This is a genomic window from Enterobacter chengduensis (assembly GCF_001984825.2).
In the GTDB taxonomy this organism is placed as follows: domain Bacteria; phylum Pseudomonadota; class Gammaproteobacteria; order Enterobacterales; family Enterobacteriaceae; genus Enterobacter; species Enterobacter chengduensis.
Genome location: NZ_CP043318.1, coordinates 2,793,328 through 2,814,442 on the forward strand (window position 1 = coordinate 2,793,328; position 21,115 = coordinate 2,814,442).

Sequence of the window (21,115 nt, forward strand, 5' to 3'; positions counted from 1 at the left end):
GACTGCAAATGAATAATTTGTGCGCTAATGAACAGCTGCAGGAGAAAACATGATGGACGATCTGGAGCAGAACTTGCTGTTTCGCTACATGGGTACTCACAGCCCGTGGTGGCGCTTGTCAGCTGACAGCAACGCTCTGCACCTTGCCGCCAGTGAAAATGCCGACGTCACTCAGGTGATTGCGCTGGACGATAAACAGGCCGATCTCATCCGTCACTTAACCGTTATTACCTCCAGCATTTCTATGACGCTCTCGCTATTCGGGGAAGATCTTCCGGTTCACCTTGTTGGACGTAAAATTACCCGCAACGAGTGGGCCGGAACCGCTTCCGCCTGGAACGATACCCCCTCCGTGGCGCGCGACCTAGCACAGGGGCTCTCTTTCGCGGAGCAGGTTGTCTCAGAGGCCAACTCCGTCATTGTTATTCTCGATCAGAACGGCAATATTCAGCGTTTCAACCGGCTTAGCGAAGAGTACACCGGCCTGAAAGAGCATGAGGTGATTGGCCAGAACGTATTTAAGCTGTTTATGAGCCGCAGCGAAGTGGCTGCGTCAAAACGCAATATTAGCGGTTTCTTTCGCAACGGCAGCTCCTACGAAGTCGAACGCTGGATCAAAACGCGCAAAGGGCAGCGGCTGTTTCTGTTCAGAAACAAGTTCGTTCACAGCGGCAGTGGAAAAAATGAAATTTTCCTTATCTGTTCCGGGACCGATATTACCGAGGAGCGCCGCGCTCAGGAGCGGCTGCGCGTGCTGGCCAACACCGATACCATCACCGGCCTGCCGAACCGTAATGCGATCCACGACCTGATTTCTGACGCCATTGCTAACCGCGGCGATACCCAGGTGGGCGTGGTGTATCTCGATCTGGATAATTTTAAAAAGGTTAACGACGCTTACGGGCATATGTTTGGCGATCAGCTGTTACAGGCGGTCGCCCTCGCCATCCTGAGCTGTCTGGATGAGGACCAGGTGCTGGCACGGCTTGGCGGTGATGAGTTTATCGTCATGGCCACCAATACCTCTCAGGGCTCTCTGGAGGCGATGGCATCACGCATTTTAACCCGTCTGCGCCAGCCGTTCCGAATCGGTCTGATTGAAATTTATACCGGCTGCTCCCTGGGTATCGCCCTCGCTCCGCAGCACGGCAACGATCGGGAAAGCGTGATTCGTAACGCCGATACCGCGATGTATACCGCCAAAGAGAACGGCCGGGGCAAGTTCTGCGTTTACTCGCCCGAGATGAACCAGCGCGTGTTCGAGTATCTCTGGCTGGATACCAACCTGCGTAAGGCCCTGGATAACGATCAGCTTCTGATCCACTATCAGCCGAAAATCACCTGGCGCGGGGAAATCAGAAGCCTCGAAGCGCTGGTCCGCTGGCAATCCCCCGAGCGCGGCCTGATTCCGCCGCTGGAGTTTATCTCTTATGCCGAGGAGTCGGGGTTGATTGTGCCGCTGGGCCGCTGGGTGATGCTCGACGTGGTTCGCCAGGTGGCTAAATGGCGCGATAAGGGCATAAACCTGCGCGTGGCCGTCAACGTCTCTGCTCGCCAGCTGGCCGATCAGACCATCTTCAGCGACTTAAAGCAGGCGCTGAAGGATCTGAATTTTGAATACTGCCCCGTCGACGTTGAATTAACGGAAAGCTGTCTTATTGAGAACGAAGAGCTGGCGCTGTCCGTGATCCAGCAGTTCAGCAAGCTCGGGGCGCAGATTCATCTGGATGATTTTGGCACCGGCTACTCCTCCCTTTCGCAGCTGGCGCGCTTCCCTATCGACGCTATTAAGCTCGATCAATCCTTCGTCAAGGATATTCATAAGCAGTCGATTTCGCAGTCGCTGGTGCGCGCTATCGTCGCGGTGGCGCAGGCGTTAAATCTGCAGGTGATTGCCGAAGGCGTGGAAAGTGCAAAAGAAGACGCCTTTCTGACCAAGAACGGCGTCAACGAACGGCAGGGTTTTCTGTTTGCGAAGCCGATGCCCGCTGCCGCATTCGAGCGATGGCTAAAACGATATCAAGCGCGGAATCAACGTTAGCTGGCTTTACGCAGGCCCGCCGCGTGATGGCGGTTTTGCAGCGTGACCAGACGTTCCATGTAGGCGATATCTTTCGGTTCCAGGCAGAAAGCGGCATCAACCCAGTCTTCCGTGATGTCCATCAGTTCACTGCGCGGCAGCTGCAGAACGCGCGTCCGGGCGCGAAGCATCGCCCTTATGCCGTTCAGCTTTGGCCGCAGCGTATCGATGAAGGTTCGGGTGGAGACATAGCTTTGTCCGGGCTCAAACAGCAGGTCCACCAGCCCATGCTGTTCATACCATTCAGCCGTGTGGGATTCCCCTTTATAGATAAGCTCCTCCGCCAGCTTCATGCCTGAACGGCGCGCCACCAGGGAATATCCCCCCATGCCCGGAAACAGGTTGAAGGCTATCTCCGGAAAGCCCAGACGGGCGTCGCGCTGCGCCAGCACGAAATGGTGCGCCAGGGCGGCTTCAAACCCGCCCCCTAACGCACTGCCTTCGACCATTGCCAGCGTGATGGCACCCGTATCAAACCCCCGTGACGCCGCATGGACGCAATCCACGCAGGCGCGAGCGTACGCCCGTAACGCTTCCCGACGCCCGTTTTGAATGCACTAGACGAAGAACTGTAAATCACCGCCCGCATTGTACATCTCGGGAACCAGCGATCCGGTTACCCAAAAATCAACCGCGAAACCTGACTGGCGAACCAGCCAGGAAAAGTTCATGATCTCCTCAATTAACGCATGGTTGAAGCAAGGACGCGGCTGCGCCCGCAGCATCATCCAGACGGTGTGACGCTCCGCCTCGTAATATCCTGACAGCTGCGTGAACCGTTCAGTATCGGTAAACAGTGTGCAGGTCGGCTGGTTGATAACTGTCATAGTCTAATTCCTCTTATAAAAAAGCGCCTTGCGCGCAGTTTTAGACTAATCCACCCATTAAGCCTGCTGTATGAGGGGGAATAAATTTATCACTTACGTTTATGTAATTTAGTTATTGCGTTTTTTCCCTTCTCTTTTGATCCTAATTTCTGCATCATTGAAAATATTCACTTTTCGCGCCTGGGAGAGATTATGTCAACTATTGACGCACAAGCTGTAGCACAACGAATTGATACCGTGCTGGATATCCTAGTAGCAGGCGATTATCACTCTGCTATCCGTAATCTCGAGATCCTGAAGTCTGAACTTCTTGCTCAGAATGGTGCTGACAATGCGCCCGAAAACAGACAGCCAAAAGCGCCGTGGGAAGTTTAACCCCGCCGCCTCCGACCTCGTTTCGCTTTATTAAATGGATGCTATGAATTCCCGACAACAACTCATTTTGCAGATGGTCATCGATCAGGGACGCGTAAGCGTGGTCGATCTCGCTAGAACTACCGGCGTGTCTGAAGTCACAATCCGTCAGGATCTTAATCTGCTGGAAAAACAGAGCTACCTGCGTCGCGCCCACGGCTATGCGGTCCCGCTGGACAGTGATGACGTTGAGACGCGCATGATGAACAACTACGCGCTGAAACGTGAACTGGCGGAATTTGCCGCCTCTCTGGTGAATAACGGCGAGACCGTCTTTATCGAAAACGGCAGCAGCAATGCCCTTCTGGCGCGCACGCTTGCCGATCAAAAAGACGTGACCATCATTACCGTCAGCAGCTATATCGCGCATTTGCTTAAAGAGACGCGCTGCGAGGTGATTCTGCTCGGCGGCATTTACCAGAAGAAAAGTGAAAGCATGGTAGGCCCGCTGACCCGTCAGTATGTCCAGCAGGTCCATTTCAGCAAGGCCTTTATCGGGATTGACGGCTGGCAGCCGGAAACAGGTTTCACCGGCCGGGATATGATGCGCTCTGACGTCGTGAATGCCGTACTGGAAAAAGAGTGTGAAGCCATTGTGCTCACCGACAGCTCAAAATTTGGCGCCGTTCACCCTTACACAATGGGCCCCATTTCACGCTTTAGCCGCGTGATTACCGACGAACGGTTGAGCGATGCGCACCGTAATAAACTGGAAGATGACGGACTGATCGTCAATATTATTAAAAACAGCGTCTGAGTTCCCTCCGCGCCCGAATTTCGGGCGCACACGCCCTTCTTTCTCTGAGATGATTCCTGGTACTTCTTTAAGAGTTTTTACCTGTTTAACCGGCCTTAAAGTCGTAAAATTAATGTTAGCGATATAACAGGAAGTGACTATCACCTGCGTGATTACGTAACGCCTGCGCGACCAGCTTTCACGGAATACAGAATTAAGTATTCGGTTCGTCTATACTTAACGTGTACATCTTTCCGTGAATCGATAATTCAGGAGAAAGTATTATGACCTTAACCAGCAAAAAATTAGCCGCCGCTGTTCTGGCAATCACTGTAGCAATGTCCCTGAGCGCATGCTCTAACTGGTCTAAACGTGACCGTAACACCGCTATTGGTGCCGGTGCCGGTGCTCTGGGTGGTGCAGTATTAACGGATGGTAGTACGCTGGGTACATTAGGTGGCGCTGCTGTCGGTGGTATTATCGGTCACCAGGTTGGCAAATAATTATTATCTAAGCCTTCCCCGATATTGCGATATTTGAACGCATTTCAGGTCTGACATACGCACGTATATAACACGAGCCACGGCATTTGCCGTGGCTCATTTATTTTAGCCGCCAGCCAGTTTGACCTTCATACCTTTGGCTTCCAGCAGGGACTTTATTAAATCACGTTTATCTCCCTGGATTTCAATAATGCCGTCCTTCACGGCGCCGCCGCAGCCACATTTCTTTTTCAACTCGGCCGCCAGCTTCGTCAGTTCAGCATCATCCAGGTCAATCCCGGAGATCAGGCAAACTCCTTTCCCCTTTCGTCCGCTGGTCTGGCGCTGGATCCGAACGATGCCGTCCCCCTTTGGACGTTCCACTTTCGCCTTTTGTTCGTCGATACGCCCGCTCTCGGTTGAGTAGACCAGACGACTGTTGGAATCGGTCATTACGCCCCCTTTCTCAGCGATGCGTTGATAGCCTTTAACGTCTCTGCCGGATTGGCAGACTGCGTCACCGGACGCCCGATGACCATATAGTCAACGCCAGCGTCTAGCGCCTGCTCAGGGGTCATAATACGGCGCTGATCGCCCACGTCGCTGCCCGCAGGACGGATCCCCGGCGTGACAAGTTTAAATTCCTGGCCCAGCGCTGATTTGAAACGTACCGCTTCCTGTGCGGAGCAGACGACGCCATCCAGCCCGCAGTTCTGCGTCAGACGCGCAAGACGTTCGGCATGTTCGGCAGGTGACAACGTCACGCCGAGGTCGCGTAAATCGTTTTCATCCATGCTGGTCAGCACGGTAACCGCAATCAGCAAAGGGGCATCTTTACCAAACGGCAGGAGCGCCTCACGGGCGGCCGTCATCATTCTTGCCCCACCCGATGCGTGAACGTTGACCATCCATACGCCCAGCTCTGCGGCTGCAGCAACGGCGTGCGCCGTGGTGTTCGGGATATCATGGAATTTCAGGTCGAGGAAAACGTCAAAGCCGCGCTGCTGCAGATCGCGAACGATTTGCGGTCCAAACAGCGTGAACATCTCTTTGCCAACTTTCAGACGGCAGTCGCGAGGGTCGATGCCGTCGACAAACGCCAGAGCAGCGTCACGCTTATTGTAATCGAGCGCAACAACAACAGGAGAATCCGTAATAACGCGGGAAGTGGAGGATGTAACAGACGTCATGACCAGCCCTTTTCGTCTATGGGCGCGCAGCGGCGCGGAACAGATAAACGGCCAGCATTCTACCTGCCGACGCCGCAAATTGACAGGATCCATTTATCCACCTGCCAGGCGAGCAAACCGCACCGTGGTCGGGAGTGCTGAAAGCCATCAGTATGTTGTAACTAAAATGAGGGGTTTTAAAAAATTACTGCCCGTCCAGGCCACGAATTGGCTTGATGGTGGACCAGGCGCGGCAGGAAGGACAGTGCCAGTAGAGCGTATACGCGGTGAAACCGCACTTCTGGCAACGATAGCGCGGCTTGCTGCGCACCTGCTCGCCGACCATGTCGCGCAGCACCATCAGGCTCTCTTTCGCGCGCCCTTCTTCCGCGTCGTTCAGGTGGTAATCCATCAGCTTATGGAAGACCCGCATGGTCGGATGACGCTGCAGCTGGCGCGTAATATACACCTGCGCGGTGTCGCTTCCCTCATACTGCTCAACAACGTCTGAGAGCATCAGTTCGGCGGTGGCGCCGGTATTTTCTTCCACGCAGCGACGCAGGAAAGCCACCCACTCTTCCCGCTTGTCCAGCTGTTGATAGCAGGTTTGCAGCATTTCCAGCGTTTCACTGACCAGCTCTTTGTCCTGGTCAATAACCCGCAGCAGGCTTTCAACGGCCTTGGCGTAGTCGCCATTCGCCATAAAAACGCGCCCCATCATGATGGAGATGCGCGCGCTGTTGCGGTCCGCGGCGGCACCTTTCTTCAGCAGCGCCATGGCTTTATCCATGTCGTCGTTGCCCATCTGCTGAAGCGCAAGCTCGCAGTAGAAATGGGCTATCTCTACGCGCTGCTTGTCTTTGCCAAGCTTCACCAGACGCTCAGCCGTATCAATGGCTTTTTGCCAGTCGCTGGTGGCCTGGTAAATCTGCAGGAGCTGCTGCAATGCGCCGATGCGGAAATCCGTTTCATCCACCAGCTGCGCGAACATATCTTCAGCGCGATCGTAAAGCCCCGCGGCCATGTAATCGCGCCCCAGCTGTTGTACGGCAAGGAGACGTTGATCGTAGGTCAGCGAAGCGCTTTCCATCAGGGTCTGGTGAATACGAATGGCGCGATCGACCTCACCGCGCGAGCGGAACAGGTTACCCAGGGTGAGATGCGCTTCAACCGTGCCCGTATCCTCTTTCAGCATATCGAGGAAGAGGTCCACCGCTTTGTCCTGCTGATTGCTCAGAAGGAAGTTCACCCCCGCAACGTAGTCGCGGGAGAGCCGATTGGCCTCGTCCTGTTTTGTTTGTTGCGCACTTCTGCGGCCCATATACCAGCCATAGGCTGCGGCTACAGGCAAAAGCAGAAACAACAACTCCAGCATAGTCGATTATTCCTTCACGACCGGCACGCCAGAGCTTTCCGGAATGTCAGACCCAGGGGCAATGTTATTTTCGAGCCGCTTAATTTTACGTTCAGCGCGCGCAAGAGAAACACGGACTTTTAGCCAGAACAGGCCACAAACCAGCCAGCCAATGGCAAAGCCGGCAGCAAATAAGACCGCTAACAGGCTCGAGACGCGATACTCACCCTGAGCCAGCAGATAGTTAAACGTCACCTGCTGATCGTTTTGTGCACCCAACGTGACTGAAATGACAAAAATCGCCAATACCAGTAAGAAAATGAGTAAATATTTCACATGACTTCCCGTTATGTGGTTCAAGCGAATAAAGTGTGTTCAACTTACCGCAATCAGCCTTATAAGCTACCATTTTAGCGACGGGCGCGAAACGGAAAAAGTGACGCGCCCGTCATGGATTTATGGGCAAAATACGGAATATCAACCGTCAGGCGCCCGTTTGGTCCCTTTCGGCTATTTCTTCTTTCTCTTCTGGCGGTGGCGTTAGCGGTCCACAGAATCGTTCAGCAAGCCAGGTCGCCAGCGTCACCAGCAGCCATGAGATCAGCGTGGCGACGACCAGGTCTCGCGGCCAGTGCATCCCCAGCAGCAAGCGGCTACCCATAACGCCCGTCGCCCAAGCCAGTAAAATCACGAGCGTTACCGTTCGACGCCTTGGCCAAAGCAGCCCGACGCCCAGCAGCGCCCAGCTGGCCGCAAACATGGTGTGACCGGAAGGAAACGCGAAACCCGTCTCTTTCTGCCAGTGTTTACGCAAGAATGTCGGGATATCCTGCTGTTCCGCAAGCTGTTCTTTCACCAGCGCACCGCGATCTTTACGCTTTAAAGTGTAGAACTCATCCACGGGAACATGATGCGTTTTTTCCAGCCAGACGACAAAAGGACGCGGCTCCTGAACGCGATCTTTCACCCAGGACTTCACGCCCTGACCGACGAGAATAGCGCCGCCGAGGATCGCAAAGAGCATCAGCGCCGCGCGCAGACGAAAGCGCAGGCACCACAGAAACCAGGCGCAGAGGAGTACATGGGTAATAATTCCCCAGGGCTGGGTGACCGTTTCTGTTATCCAGTATAACGTTTTCAGCCACATGGCGTTTTGCCCGGGCTGCCACATCCAGCCTGAAAGCCATACGGCCAGGGGCATAATCAGTAAAATGGCCGCACCTGCTGCCGTACGTCTGGCGATTGAAAGCATGTCTTCTCCTTTTTTGCTAAGCGTCACAATCATAACTGAAATTCCGCTGCCGGGTGGAGATGTCGGATCGTGCGTTTAACGTTCATATAGCATGGTGCCCATTAGGCGAATCTGCTGAGCTTGTGGCAAAATGAGTTGATACAGAAAGCAAAACAGGGCAAAGGCACGAAACGTGTCAGCCCGGTCTGGAGAATCACATGCAGCTTAAACGTGTGGCAGAAGCCAAACTGCCAACCCCATGGGGCGATTTCCTGATGGTGGGTTTTGAAGAACTGGCAACCGGACAGGATCATGTCGCGCTGGTGTATGGCGACATTTCAGGGCAGACGCCGGTTCTGTCCCGCGTCCATTCAGAGTGTCTTACCGGCGATGCGCTGTTCAGCCTGCGCTGTGATTGTGGTTTCCAGCTTGAAGCCGCCCTGTCTCATATCGCAGAAGAAGGTCGCGGCGTGCTGCTTTATCACCGCCAGGAAGGCCGTAACATTGGTTTGCTGAATAAAATTCGCGCCTACGCGCTGCAGGATCAGGGCTACGATACGGTTGAGGCAAACCACCAGCTCGGCTTTGCCGCCGATGAACGCGACTTTACCCTGTGCGCGGACATGTTCAAGCTGCTGGGCGTGGACGAGGTTCGTCTGCTGACGAACAACCCGAAAAAAGTGGAGATCCTTACCGAAGCGGGGATCAACATCGTCGAGCGCGTACCGCTGATTGTTGGCCGCAACCCGAAAAACGCCCACTATCTTGATACTAAAGCTGCCAAGATGGGCCATCTGCTGAAAGAGTGAAAGTAAAAAGCCCGGCATAAACGCCGGGCTTTTTTATCAATCGAGCATCTTACGAATCACATAATGTAAAATGCCGTCGTTCTGGTAGTAGGTCAATTCGGTTGCCGTATCAATACGGCAGCGGCAGTCCAGCACCTCGGTTTTCCCGTCTGCCCGCGTTAATTTCACCGGCACCGTTTTACCCGGCTGCAGGTTTTGCAGACCGTTAATCTCAATCTGCTCTTCCCCGGTCAGCCCCAGCGTTTTACGCGTTACGCCCTGCGGGAACTCAAGCGGCAGGATCCCCATACCGATCAGATTCGAGCGGTGAATACGTTCGAACGATTCGGCGATGACCACGCGCACGCCTAGCAGACGCGGACCTTTCGCCGCCCAGTCGCGGCTGGAGCCGGAACCGTACTCTTTCCCGGCGATCACCGCCAGCGGCGTGCCTTCCTGTTGGTATTTAACCGCCGCATCATAAATCGACACGACCTCCGTCCCCGGCAGATGGCGCGTCATGCCCCCCTCTACGCCCGGCACCATTTCGTTACGAATGCGGATGTTGGCGAACGTGCCGCGCATCATGACTTCATGGTTGCCGCGACGCGAGCCGTAGGAGTTAAAATCACGGCGTTCGACGCCCCGGTTTTGCAGATAGCGCCCTGCCGGGCTATCGGCTTTGATACTCCCCGCCGGAGAGATGTGGTCAGTGGTGACGGAATCCCCCAGCATCGCCAGTATGCGCGCGCCGTGGATGTCCTTAAGCGGAGCCGGCTCGGCCAGCATCTCATCAAAGAACGGCGACAGACGAATATAGGTCGAGTCATCCTGCCAGTCATAGGTATCGGAGCCCACCACGTTGATGGTTTTCCATTCCGGCGTGCCTTCAAAGACTTCCGCATACTCTTTGCGGAACATCTCGGTTGAGACCTTTTCAACCGCCAGCGCGATTTCACGCGAAGAGGGCCAAATATCCTTCAGGTAGACAGGGTCATTCTTACGGTCGTGACCAATCGGATCGGTCACCAGGTTGATATTCATGTTCCCAGCCAGGGCGTAAGCGACCACCAGCGGCGGCGAGGCAAGCCAGTTGGTTTTCACCAGCGGGTGAATGCGCCCTTCAAAGTTACGGTTGCCGGAGAGAACCGCGCCTACCGTCAAATCCCCCTGCTTAATCGCCGTTTCAATGGGCTCAGGCAGCGGACCGGAGTTACCGATACAGGTCGTACAGCCGTAGCCCACGAGGTTAAAGCCCAGCTCGTCAAGGTACGGCGTTAGTTTGGCCTGGGCCAGGTAATCCGATACCACTTTGGAGCCCGGCGCCAGCGAAGCCTTGACCCAAGGCTGAGGTTTTAGCCCAAGCTCTACCGCCTTTTTCGCCAGCAGACCGGCCGCCATTAATACGCTGGGGTTTGAGGTGTTGGTGCAGGAGGTAATGGCGGCAATCACAACCGCGCCATCCGGAAGCTGATATTGCTGCCCGTTCAGGACATAGTCGACGGGACGATGGTCTTTCTGCGCCACGTTGACCTCCAGCGCATTGCTGGCGGCAAAGGCTTTTGGCACGTCGCTCAGCGCAACCCGATCCTGCGGACGCTTCGGCCCGGCGAGGCTCGCTTCAACGCTGCCCATATCGAGTTCAAGCGTGCTGGTGAAGACCGGTTCATCGCCAGAATTACGCCACATGCCCTGCGCTTTGGTATACGCTTCCACCAGCGCGACCTGCTCTTCGCTGCGCCCGCTGAGGCGCATGTACTCCAGCGTCACATCGTCAATGGGGAAAAAGCCGCAGGTCGCACCGTATTCCGGCGCCATATTGGCAATGGTGGCGCGGTCGGCCAGCGGCAGCGAATCCAGACCGTCACCGTAGAATTCAACAAACTTGCCCACCACGCCATGCTTGCGCAGCATCTGGGTAACGGTCAGCACCAGATCGGTGGCGGTAATGCCTTCAGACAGCTTGCCGGTGAGCTTGAAGCCCACCACGTCAGGGATTAGCATGGATACCGGCTGGCCGAGCATGGCCGCTTCCGCTTCGATACCGCCGACGCCCCACCCCAGCACGCCCAGACCGTTGATCATGGTGGTATGCGAATCCGTCCCCACCAGCGTGTCCGGATAGGCAACCCACTCTTTATCCTGCAGTTCGCTCCAGACGGCTTTACCGAGATATTCAAGGTTAACCTGGTGGCAAATACCGGTTCCCGGCGGGACCACGCTAAACCGGCTGAACGCCTGCTGCCCCCACTTCAGAAAGACGTAGCGCTCGTGGTTACGTTCCATCTCAAGACGCACGTTTTCACCAAAGGCATCGTCATCGCCAAAGTGGTCAACGGTTACGGAGTGGTCAATCACGAGGTCAACTGGGGAAAGCGGGTTTACTTTTGCCGTATCCCCGCCGAGGCGCTTAACGGCCTCGCGCATCGCGGCCAAATCAACCACGGCCGGGACGCCGGTGAAGTCCTGCATCAGCACCCTTGCCGGGCGGTAGGCGATTTCTCTGTCGGCATGGGCATGCTCAAGCCACCCTGCCAGCGCCTTAATATCATCGAGCGTGACGGAATCACCGTCTTGCCAGCGCAATAGGTTTTCCAGTAAGACTTTCAATGACTTGGGTAAACGCGAAATGTCCCCAAGCGTTTTGGCAGCCAGCGGCAGGCTATAGTAGTGCCAGGTTTTATTTTCTGCCTGTAATGTGTCCTTACTGGCTTCGCGTAGGGTTAACGACATAAGCTCCTCCTTAATCACAGAGATGCCCCGACAATCATCAGGGCCGTAATTAAAGATAACACATAGATGTCGTAACGTTTTGATAACAACCCAAATTGATAAATTTAGGATTGGTCCAGAATGGGAAAACAAAAAACCCCGCCGTAGCGAGGTTTTACATTTTAGTGGAGCGCCAGCCAGATGAGCTGGCTCCAGAAGAGAATCGACACGGTAAAAACGCCGATCCATGACCAGTATTTGTGAGACGTCATGTTATTCATCATAGGGACACCAGGCATTATTTAAAAAGTTCCGAGGTAAGTCCTCAGTGCTATATTGCTGATGTGTATTTATTAAAGAGTACAAAAGTGCAGAGTCGGTATTCAGACTATTTGCATCATTACGCAATAAACTAAATTATTGTTTTTTGGGTTCGTCTTCCGCGAACACATCAATAAACGCTTGCTGCTGCGGCGTCAGTTTCCAGGACGCAGGTACAACAGTCGCAGGCGCTTTACGCCCTCTGTGGCCGTTGTCACGATGCTGACACATCTGTTTTACCGAATCTGTACGTACCGTCACTGCCATATTTAACCCCAATATTTCCAGGCCAGGAGAGCAACCACCACCCAAAACAGGGTAGAGACGAGAAAGACCGCCAGCCAGGCTTTACGCTTGAGCGCAGGATCCCTTTGCGGTTCTTCACTTCCTGAAGGCATTGCTAACCTCATACAATCGACATCGCTTATCATTTAGGACCAAACAATTGGTACAATTAATCATCTGTTGAGATAAATCCTAAAGAAACTTTAGCCGAAAAGCCAGTGAATTTACGCACCGGGAGGTATGAAATATTCATTCTTTTGACCAGAAATAAATAATTGAAAAGAAAAATTTGCGAAGGCGTTAATTAGTTTCTACTTTTGTCGCCAATTCACGACATTATAACCTTACGGATTAAATGGATAATGACATTATATGTCAGGGATGGTGTAGATGATGATAATTCTAATTTAGCTTTGAGGCGTTATTTCGGTATCTTTCCCTTAGGGAAAGATACCGGGTGTGATTATTTTTCGGGGAGTTTGATATCTTTAAACATCTCTTCAATATCTTCATTCGAGCGTAATGCCACGGCGGTATCAACCACATCGCGCGTTAAGTGCGGGGCAAAGCGCTGAATAAAATCATACATATAGCTACGCAGGAAAGTGCTCCGACGGAATCCAATCTTGGTGGTGCTGTGGCTGAACACATCATGCGCATCAAGACGCACCAGGTCAGGATCTGACACCGGGTCCACCGCCATGCTGGCAATGACGCCCACGCCCAAGCCAAGCCGTACGTAGGTCTTAATGACGTCGGCATCCGTCGCGGTAAAGACAATGCGAGGAGTTAATCCGGCACGGTTAAAGGCGGTATCAAGCTCGGAACGTCCGGTAAAGCCAAACGTATATGTGACCAACGGATATTGCGCCAGCTCTTCGATAGTGACCGACCCTTTGCCCGCCAGCGGGTGATCGGGGGTCACCACGATAGAGCGGTTCCAGTGGTAGCACGGAAGCATAACCAGATCGTCATACAGATGAAGCGCTTCGGTGGCGATGGCAAAGTCTGCATTCCCCTTCGACACCGCTTCAGCGATTTGCGTTGGCGACCCCTGGTGCATGTGCAAAGAGACGCGAGGATACCGCTCGATGAACCCTTTGATCACGCCGGGCAGCGCATAGCGCGCCTGGGTATGCGTCGTGGCAATATACAGGGAGCCTTTATCCGGCCAGGTGTGCTCCCCCGCCACAGACTTGATTGCATCGACTTTGGAGAGGACTTCCCGCGCAATGCGGATAATTTCCTGCCCCGCAGGCGTGACCTGGGTGAGATGCTTCCCGCTGCGGGCAAATATCTGGATGCCTAACTCATCCTCCAGCATACGAACCTGCTTGCTGATGCCCGGTTGCGAGGTATATAAGCCCTCGGCGGTAGAAGAGACGTTAAGGTTATGATTCACCACCTCAACGATATAACGAAGCTGCTGTAATTTCATGCCAGACCATCCGATTTAGCGCACGCGGTCAATCGCTTAAGACGATTTGATAATAAGAAATGGGTTAACTATAACCACTATATCATTTATAGCCCGACTGTATAGTACGGAACAAAAAATAATAACAGGGCAATAAAAAAGGGCCGGAGATCCGGCCCTTTTACAGGTAAGTTACGGTAAGAAAAGATTATTTCTTGCCTTCAACCCATTTGCCATCGACAAAGAAGGCGGACCAGCCGGTCGCTTTACCCTCTTTCTCGGCCGCAACATACTGCTGCTTCGTTTTACGGCTAAACCGCACCACGGTTTTATTGCCTTCCGGATCCTGCTGTGGCGCATCGGCCAGATAACGCAGTTTCTCAGGCAAGCGATCGCGGAAGCGATACAGTTCTTCTACCAGCGGCGCGCGTGTTTCACGCGATTTCGGGAAGGTGTTGGCGGCCAGGAAGACACCCGCGGCGCCGTCACGCAGCACGAAGTACGCGTCGGATTTCTCGCACGGCAGTTCTGGCAGCGGAACCGGATCTTCCTTCGGCGGAGCCACTTCACCGTTACGCAGAATTTTACGCGTGTTTTTACACTCGTCGTTGGTGCAGGCCATGTACTTGCCGAAACGCCCCATTTTCAGGTGCATTTCAGAACCACACTTCTCGCACTCCACAATCGGGCCGTCATAGCCTTTAATGCGGAACTCGCCCTCTTCGATCTCATACCCGTCACACGTTGGGTTATTACCGCAGACGTGCAGCTTGCGTTTTGGATCGATCAGGTAGCTGTCCATTGCCGTGCCGCATTTTTTGCAGCGGCGCTTGGCGCGCAGAGCGTTGGTTTCCGCATCGTCACCTTCCAGCACGTTGAGAACTTCGTTCTCCGGCACCAGGTTGATGGTGGTTTTGCAGCGCTCTTTTGGCGACAGCGCGTAGCCGGAGCAGCCAAGGAACACGCCCGTGGTTGCGGTACGGATCCCCATCTTGCGGCCGCAGGTTGGGCAGTCGATGCTGGTCAGAACCATCTGGTTAGGCAGCATCCCGCCTTCTTCGGGATCTTTCTCCGCTTTTTCAAGCTGGTCGGTAAAGTCGCTGAAGAAGCTGTCGAGGACCTTTTTCCACTCCGCCTGATGGCTGGCAACCTGGTCCAGGCTGTCTTCCATTTGCGCGGTGAAATCGTAGTTCATCAGCTCGCGGAAGTTGGCTTCCAGGCGGTCGGTAACGATCTCACCCATTTTTTCCGCATAGAAACGCCGGTTTTCAACGCGTACGTAGCCGCGATCCTGAATCGTCGAGATGATGGACGCGTAGGTCGACGGACGGCCAATACCGCGTTTCTCCAGCTCTTTGACGAGGGACGCTTCACTAAAGCGTGCAGGCGGTTTCGTAAAGTGCTGAGCCGGGATCAGCTCAACCAGAGACAGTTCGTCACCTTTGTTCACCGCAGGCAGCGTTCTGTCTTCATCGCCTTTGCGCAGCGCAGGCATCACTTTCGTCCAGCCGTCGAAACGCAGGATACGACCGCGCGCCTTGAGACGGAAATCGCCCGCGCCAACGGTCAGCGTGGTGGAGTCGTACTGCGCCGGGGTCATCTGGCACGCCACAAACTGACGCCAGATCAGCTGATACAGCTTCTGCGCGTCGGCTTCCATGTCTTTCAGCGATTCCGCTAACACAGAGACATCAGAAGGACGAATCGCTTCGTGTGCTTCCTGAGAATTCTCTTTGCTGGCGAACTGGTTTGCGCTTTCCGGCAGGTATTTCTTACCGAAGTTGTCGCTGATATAGCCGCGCACCATGCTGACAGCGTCCTGGCTCAGGTTGGTTGAGTCGGTACGCATGTAGGTGATGTAGCCCGCTTCATACAGGCGCTGGGCCATCATCATGGTTTTCTTCACGCCGTAACCCAGACGGGTACTTGCCGCCTGTTGCAGGGTGGATGTGATAAACGGCGCACCAGGCTTGCTGCTGGTCGGTTTGTCTTCACGTTCCAGCACCTGATAGCGCGCTTTTTCCAGCAGCGCTACGGCGGCCATGGTCTGGTCACGGTTTTCTGGACGGAAAGGCTTATCGTTCTGATGACTTACCTGCAGCGGCAGAGCGTCACCGCCCGGCGTGGTCACATTGGCGTCAACTTCCCAGAACTCTTCCGGCACGAAGGCTTTAATGTCGCGCTCGCGCTCAACCACCAGACGCACGGCGACGGATTGCACACGACCGGCGGAAAGGCCACGGGCAATCTTCTTCCACAGCAGCGGAGAAACCATATAGCCCACAACGCGGTCCATAAAGCGACGCGCCTGCTGGGCGTTGACACGGTCAATATTCAGTTCGCCCGGCTTCTCAAACGCCTGACGAATCGCATTCTTCGTAATTTCGTTAAACACTACACGGCTGTAGCGTTTGTCATCACCGCCGATCACTTCCCGCAGGTGCCAGGCAATGGCTTCCCCTTCGCGGTCAAGGTCGGTTGCGAGATAGATGTGGTCTGCTTTTTCAGCAAGCTGCTTCAGCTCGTTAACGACTTTTTCTTTCCCGGGCAGCACTTCATATTGTGCATCCCAGTTATGCCATGGGTTCACACCCATGCGGTTGACAAGCGCGCTACGTTCATCCTTTTTAGGCTTTTTAGCCCCTTTGGTGGAGGTAGAGTCTGCGCTCTTTTTGCTGGCTGAGCCACTGGTCGGCAAATCGCGGATATGACCGACGCTGGACTTAACCACGTAGTCATTACCCAGATACTTATTGATCGTTTTGGCTTTTGCCGGGGACTCAACGATGACGAGAGCTTTACCCATATTCACCTTTACCTAATTTAATTCTTCCAGGAATACGCCGCACGTTGATTTCCCTTCCGCTGACGACGAGCCAATGATATTGCGACTGCGTCAGGAGATATCAACCCCTTTGTCTTACCGGGCGTTAAAGAAACGACGCCCAGGTGATTGAGTTTTCGGGTATTTTTCTCACATCTCGTGTAATTCGTGACGAATTCCCGGTTGAATGTCAAGCAATTCTGTTGCCAGAATGACGAAAGCGCACACTCTACCTGATAAAATCCGTTACGCAACTTTATTAGCATGCAAAAGCAAATCCCGCCAGCCAGGCCCCTGCACCTTATCCCCTCACATTACAGGGAAAATTTGCCCCCAAAGCGCCCTCGGCGTAGACTATTGCCACTGTTTAAGGAGTGGATTATGCAGAATACGACCCAACCTATTGACCGAGCCTCTCTGCTTATCGAAGCAAACAAGCTTATCCGTGACCATGAAGATACGCTGGCGGGCATCGAAGCCACCGGCGTAGAGCAGCGTAATGGCGTGCTGGTTTTCAGCGGCGAATACTTCCTTGACGAACAGGGGTTACCGACCCCGAAAAGCACCGCCGTGTTTAACATGTTTAAATACCTGGCGCATACGCTTTCCGAGAAGTATCACCTGGTCGATTAATGCAAAACGCGAGGCGTGTGCCTCGCGTTTTTGTTTACAGCAGCGGTTTTTGTCCGCGCTGTAGCCAGCGCAGCAGCAGGCGGTCCGCGCTTTCCGCCGCGCTGTTGGTAAAGCGGTCAAGCAGGCGCTTGCGTTGGGTGAAGCGCACGCCCACCAGTTCCCGGCCTTCCATCAGGTTGAGCAGCAGGTCATCGCTAGTCCCGACTTCGTCCACCAGCCCTTTCTCCTGCGCCTGGACGCCGTACCAGTGCTCGCCCGTCGCAACCTGTTCAATATCGAGCGTCGGGCGCATCCGGTGCACAAAGTCTTTAAAGAGGTGATGCGTTTCGTTGAGATCTTCACGGAATTTCTGACGCCCTTCTTCCGTATTTTCCCCCAGCAGCGTCAGGGTGCGTTTGTACTGACCCGCCGTGTGAAGTTCAATATCAATCTCTTTGTTTTTCAGGAAGCGGTTGAAGTTCGGAATTTGCGCGACCACGCCAATCGAACCAATAATGGAGAACGGCGCCGCAACAATTTTGTCCGCCACGCAGGCCATCATGTAGCCGCCGCTGGCCGCCACCTTATCCACGGCCACGGTCAGCGGGATCTGTTTTTCACGCAGGCGCTGGAGCTGTGAGGCGGCCAGCCCGTAACCGTGAACCACACCGCCCGGGCTTTCAAGACGCACGACAACCTGATCCTGCGGCGTTGCCACGGCCAGAACGGCAGTCACCTCCTCCCGCAGAGAAGCAACTTCGTGCGCGTCCATGCTGCCTTTAAAATCGAGCACATAGACGCGTGGCGCGGTCTTATCCTGCGGCGCATCAAGCTTTGCTTTTGCCTTTGCCGCTTTGGCTTCCTGCTTATGCTTTTTCTTCTGCGCTTTCAGCCAGAGTTTCTGTTGATGGCTATCAAGCAGCGCCAGAGACATCTCTTCCTGCATCTCCTTATACTGCTCGCTCAGGCGAGTAATGCGTAGCTCCCCACGCTGACGCTTGCGCTGCGTCAGGTTGACAATCAAAACGGCAACCACCGCAATGGCGATCACCACCGTCGCGATTTTGGCCAAAAACAACCCATATTGAGAAAGTAATTCCACGCGTTCCACCTTGATTTAACCACGAATCTTTCACGGCAGTGTACAACAGCCCTGCCCATGCGTCTCGCTTGAGACATTACCTCTGCGAACCGCCTTCAGGAATCCCCGACCTGGCGTTTAAATATTTGCAAATTGTTAATTTTACGGTAATGCGTCCTGTAGACTGATTGAATTATTAGGTTAATTCGGGCATAAAGCCGAAAAGTCATTATAAAGGCACCATTGCGTCACCGGTCGCCCGAGGAGTCACCGTGCATTATCAACCGCAAAAAAATCTGCTGCAAAACCGCATTATTCTCGTCACCGGAGCCAGCGACGGGATTGGTCGCGAGGCGGCCCTGACGTACGCCGACTATGGCGCAACCGTTATTCTGGTCGGGCGCAACGAAGAAAAACTGAAAAACGTCGCTCACGAGATTGAGGCGGTATCCGGCACGCCAGCGCCGTGGTATACGCTCGATTTACTGACCTGCACGCCCGCCGTGTGTCAGGAATTAGCCCAACGCATCAGCGCCCACTACCCAAGACTCGACGGCGTGCTGCATAACGCCGGTCTGTTAGGTGAAGTACGTCCAATGGATGAACAGGATCCTGATATCTGGCAGCAGGTCATGCAGGTTAACGTTAACGGCACCTTCTTCCTAACCCAGGCATTGCTTCCTTTATTACTGAAATCCGAATCAGGGTCGCTGGTCTTTACTTCATCCAGCGTTGGCCGTGAAGGACGCGCAAACTGGGGAGCCTATGCCGTATCAAAATTCGCGACCGAAGGCATGATGCAGGTGCTGGCGGAGGAGTACCAGAGCCGCCATCTGCGCGTAAACTGCATTAACCCGGGCGGTACGCGCACCAAAATGCGCGCCAGCGCCTTCCCGACGGAAGATCCGCAGAAGCTCAAAACCCCGGCAGACATTATGCCGCTCTATCTCTGGCTGATGGGCGACGACAGCCGCCGCAAAACCGGGATGACCTTTGACGCCCAGCCGGGCCGTAAGCCGGGGATTTCGCAATGAGTGAAGAACGTCACCAGCAGCGCCAGCAGCGCCTGAAGGAACAGGTGGATGCGCGCGTCGCGGCAGCCCAGGACGAGCGCGGGATCGTCATCGTCTTTACCGGCAACGGCAAAGGTAAAACCACCGCCGCGTTCGGTACCGCCACCCGCGCGGTTGGCCACGGTCAGAAGGTCGGCGTTATCCAGTTTATTAAAGGTGAATGGCCCAACGGCGAGCGTAATTTGCTTGAGCCTCACGGGGTTGAGTTTCAGGTGATGGCGACCGGCTTTACGTGGGACACCCAGAACCGCGAAACCGATACCGCAGCCTGTCTCGCCGTCTGGGAGCATGCGAAGAGAATGCTGGCCGATCCCTCGCTGAATATGGTTCTGCTGGATGAAATAACGTATATGGTCGCCTACGACTACCTGCCGCTTCACGCCGTTCTGGACGCGCTGAAAAACCGGCCTGCCCACCAGACGGTTATCGTCACGGGGCGCGGGTGTCATCGGGATATTCTGGAGATGGCGGATACCGTCAGCGAGCTGCGACCGGTTAAACATGCGTTTGATGCGGGCATCAAAGCGCAAATCGGAATAGATTACTAAAGAAAAAAGCCCGGTGTCTGCACCGGGCTTTTAGATTAACCGTTGTTATTACGGCTGCCGGAGCGGCGGCTGCTGTTCACCTGGCTGTGACGCTTCACCGCGCGACGGATTTGGTTCGCCTTCATGCGACGGCGGTCTTTCTCCACCGCCACTTTTGAGGTCGTTTCCGGCGTCAGGCCGACCAGCTCGCGCAGGTAGTTGGTTTGTGTCAGATCCAGTTCGGTATACCCCCCGCGCGGCAGGCCTTTCGGCAGCAGAATGTCGCCGTAGCGAACGCGAATCAGGCGGCTCACCTGGACGCCTACCGCTTCCCAGAGACGACGCACCTCGCGGTTACGGCCTTCGGTCAGGGTGACGTTGTACCACTGGTTAATGCCTTCCCCACCGGTAAACTTGATGGTTTTGAACGCCGCAGGGCCGTCTTCCAGCTGAACGCCACGCGACAGATCGCGCAGTTTATTCTCATCAACCTGGCCAAATACGCGTACCGCGTATTCACGCTCCACTTCGCGGCTTGGGTGCATCAGACGGTTGGCCAGTTCACCATCGGTGGTAAACAGCAGCAGACCGCAGGTGTTCACGTCCAGACGACCAACGGCAATCCAGCGCGCACCGCGCAGCTTAGGCAGACGGTCAAACACCGTCGGACGACCTTCCGGGTCGTTGCGGGTACACAGCTCGCCTTCCGGCTTGTAGTAAGCCAGCACGCGACAGATCTGTTCGGCAGACTCTTTCACGGAGATAAGATGACCGTCGATGCGGATCTTCAGCCCCGGTACGATTTCAACGCGGTCACCCAGCGTGGCGATTTTACCGTCCACACTCACGCGGCCCGCTTCAATAATGGCTTCGATTTCACGGCGTGAGCCGTGGCCGGCACGCGCCAGCACTTTCTGTAACTTCTCGCTCATTGAGCTTCCTCAGGTGTCGCCTTCACAGGCGTCTGGTATACTTTCAAAAACAACGAGTTAGCATCAATAACAACTTAACTCACTGATATGTAACTATTTCATGGTACACAGCATGGCAAACAATATGTCACACAAGCTGTCACACACAATGATTCGTGGGCGCACATACTACACTAACTTTAGACTAAATGATTCAACAAGTTTTGTGCGCTTAAGTCTCGGTACTGATAGTGACCTGCCCCCACGATTA

At 54.5% G+C, this 21,115-nt stretch carries 21 protein-coding genes and 1 pseudogene; 8 read left to right on the forward strand and 14 right to left on the reverse strand.

The annotated features are described in order from the left end of the window. The first annotated feature begins 49 nt into the window (after positions 1-49). Entirely contained in the window at positions 50-2,041 is a 1,992-nt protein-coding gene (gene pdeR / locus FY206_RS13590) for a cyclic di-GMP phosphodiesterase (protein ID WP_077064035.1), read from the forward strand. On the opposite strand, the pseudogene FY206_RS13595 reads toward pdeR, so the two are convergent. Next, positions 2,038-2,907: pseudogene (locus FY206_RS13595) on the reverse strand (crotonase/enoyl-CoA hydratase family protein). The gene pdeR and the pseudogene FY206_RS13595 sit on opposite strands and share 4 nt — an antisense overlap. A 192-nt stretch (positions 2,908-3,099) precedes the next feature. On the opposite strand from FY206_RS13595, the gene FY206_RS13600 reads away from it, so the two are divergent. The 3 genes from FY206_RS13600 to osmB all read left to right on the forward strand — a co-directional run bounded on the left by FY206_RS13600 (position 3,100) and on the right by osmB (position 4,560). Next, positions 3,100-3,282: a YciZ family protein gene (locus FY206_RS13600; protein ID WP_024907126.1), complete on the forward strand. Its 183-nt coding sequence runs from the start codon at positions 3,100-3,102 to the stop codon at positions 3,280-3,282. Between the two features lie 43 nt (positions 3,283-3,325). Then, positions 3,326-4,078: a DNA-binding transcriptional regulator YciT gene (gene yciT / locus FY206_RS13605; RefSeq protein ID WP_032640961.1), complete on the forward strand. Its 753-nt coding sequence runs from the start codon at positions 3,326-3,328 to the stop codon at positions 4,076-4,078. Positions 4,079-4,341: 263 nt separating this feature from the next. Further along, positions 4,342-4,560, forward strand: a complete 219-nt coding sequence (gene osmB, locus FY206_RS13610; RefSeq protein WP_008501216.1) for an osmotically-inducible lipoprotein OsmB — start codon at positions 4,342-4,344, stop codon at positions 4,558-4,560. A gap of 105 nt (positions 4,561-4,665) precedes the next feature. Here the strand turns inward: osmB and yciH are convergent, their stop codons facing one another. From yciH to pgpB, 5 genes are all read right to left on the reverse strand, one after another. Next, complete coding sequence (gene yciH / locus FY206_RS13615) at positions 4,666-4,992, reverse strand: stress response translation initiation inhibitor YciH (protein ID WP_032640963.1); 327 nt, start codon at positions 4,990-4,992, stop codon at positions 4,666-4,668. Then, positions 4,992-5,729: an orotidine-5'-phosphate decarboxylase gene (pyrF, locus tag FY206_RS13620; RefSeq protein ID WP_032642611.1), complete on the reverse strand. Its 738-nt coding sequence runs from the start codon at positions 5,727-5,729 to the stop codon at positions 4,992-4,994. Before pyrF ends, yciH begins: the two co-directional genes overlap by 1 nt. 184 nt (positions 5,730-5,913) lie before the next feature. Next, entirely contained in the window at positions 5,914-7,083 is a 1,170-nt protein-coding gene (lapB, locus tag FY206_RS13625; protein WP_032640965.1) for a lipopolysaccharide assembly protein LapB, read from the reverse strand. A 6-nt stretch (positions 7,084-7,089) separates the two neighbouring features. Beyond that, on the reverse strand, positions 7,090-7,398 hold the full coding sequence (locus FY206_RS13630) for a LapA family protein (RefSeq protein WP_032640968.1): 309 nt from the start codon (positions 7,396-7,398) through the stop codon (positions 7,090-7,092). A gap of 148 nt (positions 7,399-7,546) precedes the next feature. Continuing rightward, entirely contained in the window at positions 7,547-8,314 is a 768-nt protein-coding gene (gene pgpB / locus FY206_RS13635) for a phosphatidylglycerophosphatase B (protein WP_032642613.1), read from the reverse strand. 197 nt (positions 8,315-8,511) lie between these two features. On the opposite strand from pgpB, the gene ribA reads away from it, so the two are divergent. Then, positions 8,512-9,102, forward strand: coding sequence for a GTP cyclohydrolase II (ribA, locus tag FY206_RS13640; RefSeq protein WP_008501210.1), 591 nt, complete (start codon positions 8,512-8,514; stop codon positions 9,100-9,102). A 36-nt stretch (positions 9,103-9,138) separates the two neighbouring features. Here ribA and acnA read toward each other — a convergent pair whose 3' ends face one another. The 6 genes from acnA to topA all read right to left on the reverse strand — a co-directional run bounded on the left by acnA (position 9,139) and on the right by topA (position 16,622). Then, positions 9,139-11,814, reverse strand: a complete 2,676-nt coding sequence (gene acnA, locus FY206_RS13645) for an aconitate hydratase AcnA (protein WP_032640970.1) — start codon at positions 11,812-11,814, stop codon at positions 9,139-9,141. A 161-nt stretch (positions 11,815-11,975) separates the two neighbouring features. Then, positions 11,976-12,074 carry a small membrane protein YmiC gene (gene ymiC, locus FY206_RS25570; protein ID WP_032623144.1) on the reverse strand — a complete coding sequence of 33 codons (99 nt, stop codon included), beginning with the start codon at positions 12,072-12,074 and terminating at the stop codon, positions 11,976-11,978. Between the two features lie 136 nt (positions 12,075-12,210). After that, a complete protein-coding gene (locus tag FY206_RS25310; RefSeq protein ID WP_032640975.1) occupies positions 12,211-12,381 on the reverse strand; it encodes a hypothetical protein in 171 nt (56 codons plus the stop codon). Positions 12,382-12,383: 2 nt separating this feature from the next. Further along, a complete protein-coding gene (locus tag FY206_RS13650; RefSeq protein ID WP_213327741.1) occupies positions 12,384-12,524 on the reverse strand; it encodes a YmiA family putative membrane protein in 141 nt (46 codons plus the stop codon). Positions 12,525-12,862: 338 nt separating this feature from the next. Next, positions 12,863-13,837 (reverse strand): HTH-type transcriptional regulator CysB, encoded by a 975-nt coding sequence (cysB, locus tag FY206_RS13655; RefSeq protein WP_008502814.1) that lies wholly within the window; start codon positions 13,835-13,837, stop codon positions 12,863-12,865. A gap of 187 nt (positions 13,838-14,024) precedes the next feature. Next, on the reverse strand, positions 14,025-16,622 hold the full coding sequence (gene topA, locus FY206_RS13660) for a type I DNA topoisomerase (protein ID WP_032640977.1): 2,598 nt from the start codon (positions 16,620-16,622) through the stop codon (positions 14,025-14,027). Between the two features lie 399 nt (positions 16,623-17,021). Between topA and FY206_RS13665 the strand changes: the two genes are divergently transcribed. Further along, on the forward strand, positions 17,022-17,273 hold the full coding sequence (locus tag FY206_RS13665; RefSeq protein WP_003856804.1) for a YciN family protein: 252 nt from the start codon (positions 17,022-17,024) through the stop codon (positions 17,271-17,273). A 34-nt stretch (positions 17,274-17,307) separates the two neighbouring features. Here the strand turns inward: FY206_RS13665 and sohB are convergent, their stop codons facing one another. Continuing rightward, on the reverse strand, positions 17,308-18,354 hold the full coding sequence (gene sohB / locus FY206_RS13670; protein WP_032640979.1) for a protease SohB: 1,047 nt from the start codon (positions 18,352-18,354) through the stop codon (positions 17,308-17,310). 251 nt (positions 18,355-18,605) lie between these two features. Between sohB and FY206_RS13675 the strand changes: the two genes are divergently transcribed. Together FY206_RS13675 and cobO are read left to right on the forward strand one after the other, a co-directional pair. Beyond that, on the forward strand, positions 18,606-19,367 hold the full coding sequence (locus FY206_RS13675; RefSeq protein WP_032640981.1) for a YciK family oxidoreductase: 762 nt from the start codon (positions 18,606-18,608) through the stop codon (positions 19,365-19,367). Continuing rightward, on the forward strand, positions 19,364-19,954 hold the full coding sequence (gene cobO, locus FY206_RS13680) for a cob(I)yrinic acid a,c-diamide adenosyltransferase (RefSeq protein WP_032640983.1): 591 nt from the start codon (positions 19,364-19,366) through the stop codon (positions 19,952-19,954). Before FY206_RS13675 ends, cobO begins: the two co-directional genes overlap by 4 nt. A gap of 35 nt (positions 19,955-19,989) precedes the next feature. On the opposite strand, the gene rluB is transcribed toward cobO, so the two are convergent. Beyond that, positions 19,990-20,865: a 23S rRNA pseudouridine(2605) synthase RluB gene (gene rluB, locus FY206_RS13685; RefSeq protein WP_032640985.1), complete on the reverse strand. Its 876-nt coding sequence runs from the start codon at positions 20,863-20,865 to the stop codon at positions 19,990-19,992. Positions 20,866-21,115: the final 250 nt, after the last annotated feature.